Source organism: Bradyrhizobium sp. PRIMUS42 (assembly GCF_023006515.1).
Taxonomy (GTDB): Bacteria; Pseudomonadota; Alphaproteobacteria; order Rhizobiales; family Xanthobacteraceae; genus Bradyrhizobium.
This window is the reverse complement of record NZ_JALBGZ010000224.1, coordinates 1-8,696: the sequence shown is the minus strand read 5'-3', so window position 1 is coordinate 8,696 and position 8,696 is coordinate 1. Positions and strand designations below refer to the sequence as shown.

Genomic DNA, 8,696 nt, shown 5'->3' with positions numbered 1-8,696 from the left:
AAGGCGCAATTCGCAGCCGCAAGCGGAGCAGCGCGCCGAAGCGCCAGTGATGGCATTCGGCGGCGACGAGCCCCGGCAGGGCGGCGCCGTCAATCTGTTCGGAAACTGATCGATCGGGCGACTTGGTCGCCCAAGGGAGCGATCGGCCTCGCCCAAGGGAGCGATCGGCCGATGGCCGCTATTTCTCGACCGCCCCGGTCCAATCCTTGAAACCGCCGACGTTGTAGACCTTCTCGTAGCCCATATCCTTCAGCAGCTTGCCGGCGAGCGCGGATCTGCCGCCGGAGGCGCAGTAAAGGATCACGCTCTTGCTCTTGTCGAACGCCTTGTCGTGATAGGGCGATTCCGGATCCGCGCGAAACTCCAGCATCCCCCGCGAGACATGCACGGCGCCTTCGATCTTGCCGCTGGCCGCGACCTCCGGCGCATCGCGAACGTCGACGACCAGCGTGTTGCCGCTCTTGATCATCTCGGCCGCCTCGTCCGACGTGATCTTGGGGACCGCCGCATTCGCGGCTTCGAGCATCTGCTTGACGCTGGTTGGCATGGTTTCCTCCGCTGTTGCTTACGGGGAAGGATAGCACATTGGTCGCGCTTCGCCTCCTCCTGTCGCGGGAGGATGGTATGCCGGAAAAGCCGCTTCGTCGCGCACCAGGCGCCGGCTTGGTGGGAAGTGCGCAACTGGCTGCCGAGCAACCGCATGTTACAGCGGACCTCGACGCAACGTCACCGCACCCCCGTGCCTTTGCAGCGCTGGCACTTCACGACCTTGTCGCCCTTCTTGAGCAAGCCTTTGCCCTCGCAATTCTTGCATTTCTGCTTCTTCTTGATGTTCGGGCCTTTTTCACTGGTCATGAAATTCTCCTGCCGCCACACGGCGTCTCATGCGGATGCTCGGCGGAACAGCCGGGCGGTGCGAAATAAGCCCTACACTCATGCGGGCTTCGGCACCACCAGCACCGGCACGCTTCCGTCCACCAGGACCTCGGATGTCTGGCTGCCCAGAAACAGCTTCCTGAGGTCGCGACGCCCATGAGAGGCCATGACGATCAGGTCGCATGCCCTGGACTTTGCCGTTTCAATGATCGCGGTCGCCGGGTGCGCATTCGGAACATGCAGGAGCTCTGCAGGCGTGCCGATCTGCTCCGCCATCGCGCGCGCGTCATCGAGCACCTTGCCCGCACGGGCCTTGCAAGCTGCGTCAAAACTGTCGATCTCGTCCTGTGTCGGAATCCATCCCGAGGCGTGTCCGCTGCCATAGTCGACCGGCAGCGCTTCCGTCACGGTGATGATCGTGAGCCTGGCGTTCAAGGCCTTCGCCAGGGTGATGCCATGCTCGACGCCTTTTCTCGCGACGTCCGATCCATCCGTGCTCAAGAGAATGTTGGCGTACATCCGGTGGCTCCCTTGCTCGTCGAACAAAGTGATGCCTGGGGAGTATGGTCCGATGCGCGCCGTGGGTCCATGCGCCCGTGTTGGCTCCGGTCTCGCCGTCAGCGGATCGAAAGGCTGCTGTTACGGTAGGACTGCATTTGATTCACAAGCCTGCGAATCCGCGAAGGTGACCGGAGCTATTGAGTACGCTCTCGCCACAATCCTCAACTCGACGAAGCTGTCCGAGTAAGTTCGCGGAAAGAGCGTGTATGTAAGGGGGCCCAGCATCAAGCCCCTTTTCGTTGTCCTACCAGAAGGGTCCGGTCGGCAAATTCCTGGATCGTGCGCACGATTTTCGCTTTCGAGATCGAGCGAGAGCCAAGGATAACCTCGTGTAGAAGGCCGTCCGCTCCGTGATAAATTAGTGACGTTGTGAGTTCGGGGGTGGTGCACTGAAATGCACCGGCATGGACCCCCCGCACGATGACTTTTGAAATCAGTGCCATCGTCTTTCCGTTCATCTCACGACAAAGATCAAGCGCCTTCGCGTCGGCCGTTTGGTAGATCGTTCGATGGAGTTCCGCATGATCAAGCGCGTGGGTCACAAGCTGTTCAAGCAGGTCTGCGAACAGTGACGGCCACTCGGTATCCTTCGACGCAGCATCGAGACGCTCGCGAGCGATACTGACGAAGCCTTCGAGATAGACTTCCCACAGCCTCGCTACGACGTGATCCTTCGATTTGAAGTGGAGGTAGAATGTGCCCTTGGCGATGCCAGCTTTCTCGGTAATGCTTTCGATCGAGGTCTCTGTAATTCCCTTTTCCCGGAAGATCTGCGCGGCGGCCGCTAGAATGTCGGCTCGCCGTTCTTCCGCGTCTTTGGTCCGACTCCCACGCTTGGACGTCCTCGGTTGCATCACATCCTCTCTCCGGCGCTCGGGGTCTAACCATGTTTTCCCGACATAACACATCATTGACTAACGGTCAGTCATCAATTATGACTGACCGTTAGTCAGTGGAGCTCATGGATGACCGGGAATATTTCATTTGGTGAGGTCGTGTTCGCCGTGACTGTCGGGATTCTGCTCATACTCCTCGCATTGCGTTACGCTGCCCGAGAACGCGTCTCCATGAATGACGCAGCGCGGGCGAAAGCCCCTGGCCGGTTCGTCAGTTTGAGCGTCGGCCAAACGCATTGGCTTGCCGAGGGGCCAGACTCGGGCGAGGTGATTGTGTTGGTGCCCGGCGCAACTCTGCCCCAATGGATATGGGGAGATCTCCCCTCCAAGCTCGCGGCAGCAGGCTATCGCGTAATCCGATATGACCTATTGGGGCGTGGTTACTCCGATAGGCCAGGTGTCCCGTACAATAGCGATCTTTTCGATAACCAACTGTTCGAGTTGCTCTCTGCGTTGCAGATCAAGCAGAAAGTGCATCTGATGGGACTCGCCTTCGGGTGCCCCATCATTTCAGAATTCGCCGTCCGTCACGCCGGCTTGGTGCGTTCGCTCTGCTTCATCGGGCCGGACGGATTTGGCGTGCATATGAGCAAAGGGTCGCGCCTGTTCATGATCCCGATCCTGGGATCCTTTCTCTTCAGCCTGGTTGGGACCCGCCTCCTACTGAAGCGGATCGACGACTATTCCACCGATGGCGCTCTCAAGGACTGGCTCCGCGTGCGCTATGCACCCGAATTGGAGTTTAAGGGATTTAAGCGGGCATTGTTGTCCTCGGTCCGCAATATGCCGATCCACGACGCGACTGCAAGCTACGCAAGTTCAGACTCGCGTCTGCCGATCTTGGTGATCTGGGGAGATCGGGACCGTGTTACTCCGCTGCCGCAAGTCGCACGCCTCAGGGAAGCGCTCAAGAGGGCGAAGGTTCATGTGCTGCCGGATGTCGGGCACTTACCACACCACGAGCGATCGGATGAGACGACTGGCCTAATCCTCAAACGTCTGGCGGAAGCTCCTTCCGCGTGACGAGCCAGCAGTTCGCCATCACGATGGCCTGCCCCGCAATTCTCATTCTCTGGCGCTTGCAAGATACACGGAGAAAATAATGGTCCCTTCTGCCGCTGCGCCGAAACTGGCTGATGCTTCGCAATGCATCGAGCTGCTTTCGCTTTCGAATGACTTTGCTGCCAGGGCGAGGAACGCCGGAGCTGAGGCTTCGACGGCGGTCACTCGCGCGAACGAATTGTCGCATCTGAATGCGTTTATCTCTCTTGCCGAAAGAGACGAGTCGGAGTGTCAAGCGACATCCCGAAAATGCCTGCCGCTCGCGGGGATGCCGATCGCAGTCAAGGACAATATTGATGTAAGAGGATTTGCCTGTACCGGTGGCACCCCGGCGTTGCGCGAATGGCGGCCGCCGTCAGATGCTTTGATCGTGAAACGCTTGACCGCGGCGGGTGCGGTCATGGTCGGCAAGACGAATCTCCATGAATTGGCTGCAGGAGTCACCTCCGACAATCCGACCTTCGGTCGCGTCAAGAATCCTTACGATCCGGCCGTCATTGCCGGGGGCAGCAGCGGTGGCAGCGCGGTTGCCGTGGCTGCGGGAATTGTGCCCATAGCGTTGGGGACCGATACGGCGGGGTCTTGCCGCGTTCCAGCATCGTTGAGCGGATGTGTCGGCTTTCGACCGACAATCGGGAGATATCCGGCTGATGGTCTTATTCCGCTCTCGCTGACTCGTGACGCAATCGGGACATTTGCGCGCGACGTCACTCACGCCATGTTGGCTGATTGGGCGGTTACCGGCGACATGCCGACCGTCGCCGGATCGCTCGCCGGCAAGCGACTCGGCATCCCCCGTCCTTACTTCTACAATGATCTTGATCAGGACGTCAGCGCAGTCATAGACGCAGCACTCGGTAAACTGGCGGACGGCGGCGCCATTCTGATCGAGACTGAAGTTGTCAACATCGAAGAGCTTGTCAGCAAGATCTCTGTGCCGATCATCATGTATGAGGGGTTGCGCGACGTCGCTGCGTATCTGAATCGCCACCGATGTCCCGTCACCGCCTGGCAAGTAGTCGATCAGGTAGCAGGGCCCATCGAGCGCGGGCTTTTCCAGACAGCCCTGCTTAATAATCCGATCCACCACCACGACTATGTCGCAATCCTGCAAGCAGGACGTCCAGCCGTCATAGAAGCCTATCGAAATTGCTTCGCTCGAGAGCAACTCGATGCCCTGGTTCTTCCCACGACGCCACTTCCTGCGCGTGCGGTCGGAGCAGATGGAGCGGTGGCGTGGAATGGCCAGCAGATACCCGCTCTCTCGGCCTATATTCGCAGCACCGATCCAACGTCCATTGCCGGCATGCCCAGCATTTCGATCCCCGCAGGCATGACGAAGGGCGGCCTTCCCGTTGGTCTCTGCATCGACGCGCTGCCGGGCTCGGATGCGGCGCTCCTCAGCATCGCGCTCGCGGTCGAAAGAGAACTGCCATTGATCCCGAAGCCTGTTTTCTAAGTCCAACTTACCGATGTTCGCTGATGCTGATGATCAAACTCATGGGAGACTTCAATGGATGTCAGGGCTAATCTGAAGACCAGATCCTGCCAGGAAGTCGACAGGCTTGCGTCCCAACTCATCGATGTCAGCCATCGCATCCACGCCCTGCCGGAATTGGCATTCGACGAGCGTCAGGCGGCTTCGCTGCTGGCTTCCACGGCGAGAAAGTACGGCCTGGAAGTAGTCGAGGGAGCTTTCGGTCTCGAGACGGCGCTCAGTGCAGAATTTGGCGTTCCGACGCAACCGCGCATTGCAATCATGTCCGAATATGATGCATTGCCGGAGGTAGGCCACGCATGCGGTCATAACATGATCGCTGCGATCGGGTTGGGAGCGACGCTCGCGCTTTACTCTCTTCGCGGGAACATGCCTGGATCGGTGCGCTACCTGGGGACGCCTGCGGAGGAACGCGGGTGCGGCAAGGAGCTAATGGCACGTGCTGGAGCCTTCGACGGGGTGGACGCTGCGATGATGCTTCATCCGGCCTGCGTCGAAACCAAAGCCGTCCGAACCAATCCTATTTCGGAAGTGTACGTCACCTATACGGGGCGGACCGGGCACCCCGTCCTTGGAACGGGCACGTCCGCTTACGCTGTCGACGCCGCCGCAGTTGCGCACCAAGCGATCGTCGAACTCCGGAAGACGTTTGAACGAGGCGAGCAGATCCACGGCGTAATCCCTTGCTGCGGGTCTGTTCCAAATGTTTTCCCGGCGAAGACGCAAGCGCACTATTTTGTACGCGCTGCCACTTTGGAACAACTCCGGGCATTGAAAAAGCCCATCGAGGATTGTCTTCGTCGAGGTAAATCCGTCGCCGGCTGTGAGGTGGAGATCCGCTGGTCCGATGCTGACTATCTCGGCATGAAAGTAAACCTTCCGCTCGCCGACGCATATGAGCGCAATGCACAGTCACTCGGACGGCAGTTCATCGACTACCGTGGTCTACCTGCAGGGGGCGGAGACATAGGCAATGTCAGCGTCCGTATTCCGACCCTGCATCCGTTGATCTCTTGTGCTCCTTTCGGCGTAATGTTGCACGATCCGGAGTTTGCAAAATACGCCGGTTCGCCGGACGGGGATGCGGCGATAATCGATGGCGCAAAGGCGATTGCCATGACCGCGCTAGATTTCTTTTGCGATGAGACCTTGCGGCAGCAAAGCCGAACTGCCTTCGAGACCGAGGAGTCGGCGACCTAGACCGGGTTGCGCGGTACGTCACAGCAGAAAAGCCAGCACCGCCGATCAAGCCATGAGCCTTTCCGATCATAGAATGGCCACGTCGCTTGGACTTCTTCTGCGAAATAAAGAAACCAAAATTCGTGAGTCGGTAGCCGTGACCCACACGACGTGGCGCAGTGGTCGAGAAGATATCCGCTATATGTAGTCGATTGGCGCTACGCCCAGTCCTCCTGCATGGCGATCTCGACCATCTGCTCGGGCGTGCCGGCCTCGTCCAGGCTCTTGCGGAACCAGAGGGCGTAGAGGCCCGGCAGGTACAAGAGCGTCAGGAACGTCGCGACAAACAATCCGCCCATGATGGTGATCGCCATCGGGCCCCAGAATGCCGAGCGCGACAGCGGGATCATGGCAAGGATGGCGGCGAGCGCGGTCAGCACCACCGGACGGGCGCGGCGGACGGTTGCCTCAATGATCGCCTCGCGCCTGGTGAGGCCGTGCGAAACATCGGTCTCGATCTGATCGACGAGGATGACCGTGTTGCGCATGATCATGCCGGCGAGCGCGATCAGGCCGAGCAGCGCCACGAAGCCGAACGGGGCATTGGCGACGTTGAGGCCGAAGGAGGCGCCCACGATGCCGAGCGGGGCGGTCAGGAACACCAGAATCAGGCGCGAGAAGCTCTGAAGCTGGATCATCAGCAGCGTCAGCATCACCATGACCATCAGCGGGAAGAGGATGAAGATCGAGGCGTTGCCCTTGGCGGATTCCTCGAACGCGCCGCCCGCCTCGATGCGGTAGGCCGGCTCGAGGCGGTCAATGATCGGCTTCAGCTTCGGCGTGATCTGACCCGTGACATCGGGCGCCTGCACGTCGTCGGCGACGTCCGAGCGCACGGTGATGGCCATGTCGCGGTTACGCCGCCACATGATCGGCTCCTCGTGGGAATACTCGATCTTGGCGATCTGCTGCAGCGGCACGGCCACACCATTGCGCGAGGTGATGGTGAGATCACCGACGCCGCCAAGATCGAGACGTTCGGAGGGGGTCGCACGGGCGACCACGGCCACCTTCTCGATGCCGTCGCGGATGGTCGTAACCTGCGCGCCCGAGATCAGCATCGCGAGCGCCTGTGAGACGTCCTGCGGGGTCAGGCCCATGGCGCGGGCGCGATCCTGGTCGACGACCAGCTTGAGGTACGGCGATTGCTCGTTCCAGTCGAGCTGGACGTCCTTGACGCTCTTGTTCTGCCGCATGACGTCGCGAACCTGGTAGGCGATCTCGCGCACCTTGTTGGCGTCGGGACCGATCACGCGGAACTGGACGGGGAAGCCGACCGGCGGACCGAAATTGAAGCGATCGACGCGCACGCGCGCCTCGGACAGCATGCCGTCGGCAGCCGCGTTCTCGATCTTGGCCTTGATGCGCTCGCGCGCCTCGACGCCCTTGGCGACGATGACGATCTCGGCAAAGGCCTCGTTCGGAAGCTGCGGGTTGAGGCCGAGCCAGAAGCGCGGCGAGCCCTGGCCGACATAGGCGGTGTAGGTCGCGATGTCCTGATCGCCCTTCAGCAGCTTCTCCGCCTCCTTCACCGATTTCTCAGTGACGTTGAAGGCGGTGCCCTCGGGCAGGCGCAGCTGGAGGAACAGCTCGGGCCGCTCGGACAGCGGAAAGAACTGCTGCTGGACATGGCCGAAGCCGACGACCGAGGCGATGAAGACGCCGACGGTTGCGGCCACCACGGTGATGCGGTGATTGACGCACCATCGCACGATGGCGCGCAGGCCGCGGTACATGCGGGTCTCGTAGACCGCGTGCGGGTCGTGATTGTGGTGCGCCTTCATCTCCGGCAGCAGCTTGACGCCGATATAGGGCGTGAAGATCACGGCCACGAACCAGGAGGCGACCAGCGCGATCGCCACGATCCAGAAGATGCTGCCGGCATATTCGCCGACCGCGGAATTGGCAAAGCCGATGGGGAGGAAGCCAGCGGCCGTGACCAGCGTTCCCGTGAGCATCGGGAACGCAGTAGATTCCCAGGCAAATGACGCCGCGCGCATGCGGTCCCAGCCCTGCTCCATCTTCACCACCATCATCTCGACCGCGATGATGGCGTCGTCGACGAGCAGGCCGAGCGCGATGATCAGCGCACCCAGCGTGATGCGGTGCAAGTCGAGCGACATCGTGTTCATGACGATGAAGACGATGCCGAGCACGAGCGGCACGGAGAGCGCGACCACGATGCCGGTGCGCCAGCCCAATGCCAGGAACGAGACGAACAGCACGATGACGAGCGCTTCCATGAAGGAGTGCACGAACTCGCCGACGGCGTGCTCGACCACCTTGGGCTGGTCGGCGATCAGCTTGACGTCGATGCCCTGCGGCACCGCCTTCATGAACTCCGCGGTCGCCTTCTCGACCTCCTTGCCGAGCTCGAGAATGTTGGCGCCCTTGGCGGTGACGAGGCCGATGCCGATCGCGGCCTTGCCTTCCTGGCGGACGACGAAGCTCGGCGGATCGACATAGCCGTGGGTGACGGTGGCGATGTCGCCGAGGCGGAACACGCGGCCGTTGCTCTCGACCGGGGTTTCGGCGACGGCCTTGGCGCCGTCGAGCGCACCGGT

8 protein-coding genes are annotated in these 8,696 nt (G+C 60.9%); 3 read left to right on the top strand and 5 right to left on the bottom strand.

What is annotated here, in order from left to right; genetic code table 11:
* Positions 1–178 precede the first annotated feature (178 nt).
* From MOV75_RS18040 to MOV75_RS18030, 4 genes are all read right to left on the bottom strand, one after another.
* A complete protein-coding gene (locus MOV75_RS18040; RefSeq protein ID WP_246925439.1) occupies positions 179–547 on the bottom strand; it encodes a rhodanese-like domain-containing protein in 369 nt (122 codons plus the stop codon).
* Between the two features lie 179 nt (positions 548–726).
* Positions 727–855 (bottom strand): hypothetical protein, encoded by a 129-nt coding sequence (locus tag MOV75_RS42470; protein ID WP_007600646.1) that lies wholly within the window; start codon positions 853–855, stop codon positions 727–729.
* Positions 856–933: 78 nt separating this feature from the next.
* Positions 934–1,395 (bottom strand): universal stress protein, encoded by a 462-nt coding sequence (locus MOV75_RS18035; protein WP_246925443.1) that lies wholly within the window; start codon positions 1,393–1,395, stop codon positions 934–936.
* Positions 1,396–1,661: 266 nt separating this feature from the next.
* The gene (locus MOV75_RS18030) at positions 1,662–2,291 is read right to left on the bottom strand and encodes a TetR/AcrR family transcriptional regulator (RefSeq protein WP_246925446.1); all 630 of its coding nucleotides are present in this window, start codon (positions 2,289–2,291) and stop codon (positions 1,662–1,664) included.
* A gap of 111 nt (positions 2,292–2,402) precedes the next feature.
* On the opposite strand from MOV75_RS18030, the gene MOV75_RS18025 reads away from it, so the two are divergent.
* The 3 genes from MOV75_RS18025 (at position 2,403) to MOV75_RS18015 (ending at position 6,093) form a co-directional block, all read left to right on the top strand.
* Complete coding sequence (locus MOV75_RS18025) at positions 2,403–3,356, top strand: alpha/beta fold hydrolase (RefSeq protein ID WP_247006306.1); 954 nt, start codon at positions 2,403–2,405, stop codon at positions 3,354–3,356.
* Between the two features lie 79 nt (positions 3,357–3,435).
* Complete coding sequence (locus MOV75_RS18020) at positions 3,436–4,854, top strand: amidase family protein (protein WP_246925450.1); 1,419 nt, start codon at positions 3,436–3,438, stop codon at positions 4,852–4,854.
* Positions 4,855–4,908: 54 nt separating this feature from the next.
* Complete coding sequence (locus tag MOV75_RS18015; RefSeq protein WP_246925452.1) at positions 4,909–6,093, top strand: amidohydrolase; 1,185 nt, start codon at positions 4,909–4,911, stop codon at positions 6,091–6,093.
* Between the two features lie 197 nt (positions 6,094–6,290).
* On the opposite strand, the gene MOV75_RS18010 is transcribed toward MOV75_RS18015, so the two are convergent.
* Positions 6,291–8,696, bottom strand: a 2,406-nt coding sequence (locus tag MOV75_RS18010) for an efflux RND transporter permease subunit (RefSeq protein ID WP_247006304.1), incomplete at its 5' end; no start/stop codon positions are given.

Coding starts and splice junctions, on each gene's coding strand:
- MOV75_RS18040 (WP_246925439.1), bottom strand. CDS start 547: ATGCCAACCAGCGTCAAGCAGATGCTCGAAGCCGCGAATGCGGCGGTC.
- MOV75_RS42470 (WP_007600646.1), bottom strand. CDS start 855: ATGACCAGTGAAAAAGGCCCGAACATCAAGAAGAAGCAGAAATGCAAG.
- MOV75_RS18035 (WP_246925443.1), bottom strand. CDS start 1,395: ATGTACGCCAACATTCTCTTGAGCACGGATGGATCGGACGTCGCGAGA.
- MOV75_RS18030 (WP_246925446.1), bottom strand. CDS start 2,291: ATGCAACCGAGGACGTCCAAGCGTGGGAGTCGGACCAAAGACGCGGAA.
- MOV75_RS18025 (WP_247006306.1), top strand. CDS start 2,403: ATGACCGGGAATATTTCATTTGGTGAGGTCGTGTTCGCCGTGACTGTC.
- MOV75_RS18020 (WP_246925450.1), top strand. CDS start 3,436: ATGGTCCCTTCTGCCGCTGCGCCGAAACTGGCTGATGCTTCGCAATGC.
- MOV75_RS18015 (WP_246925452.1), top strand. CDS start 4,909: ATGGATGTCAGGGCTAATCTGAAGACCAGATCCTGCCAGGAAGTCGAC.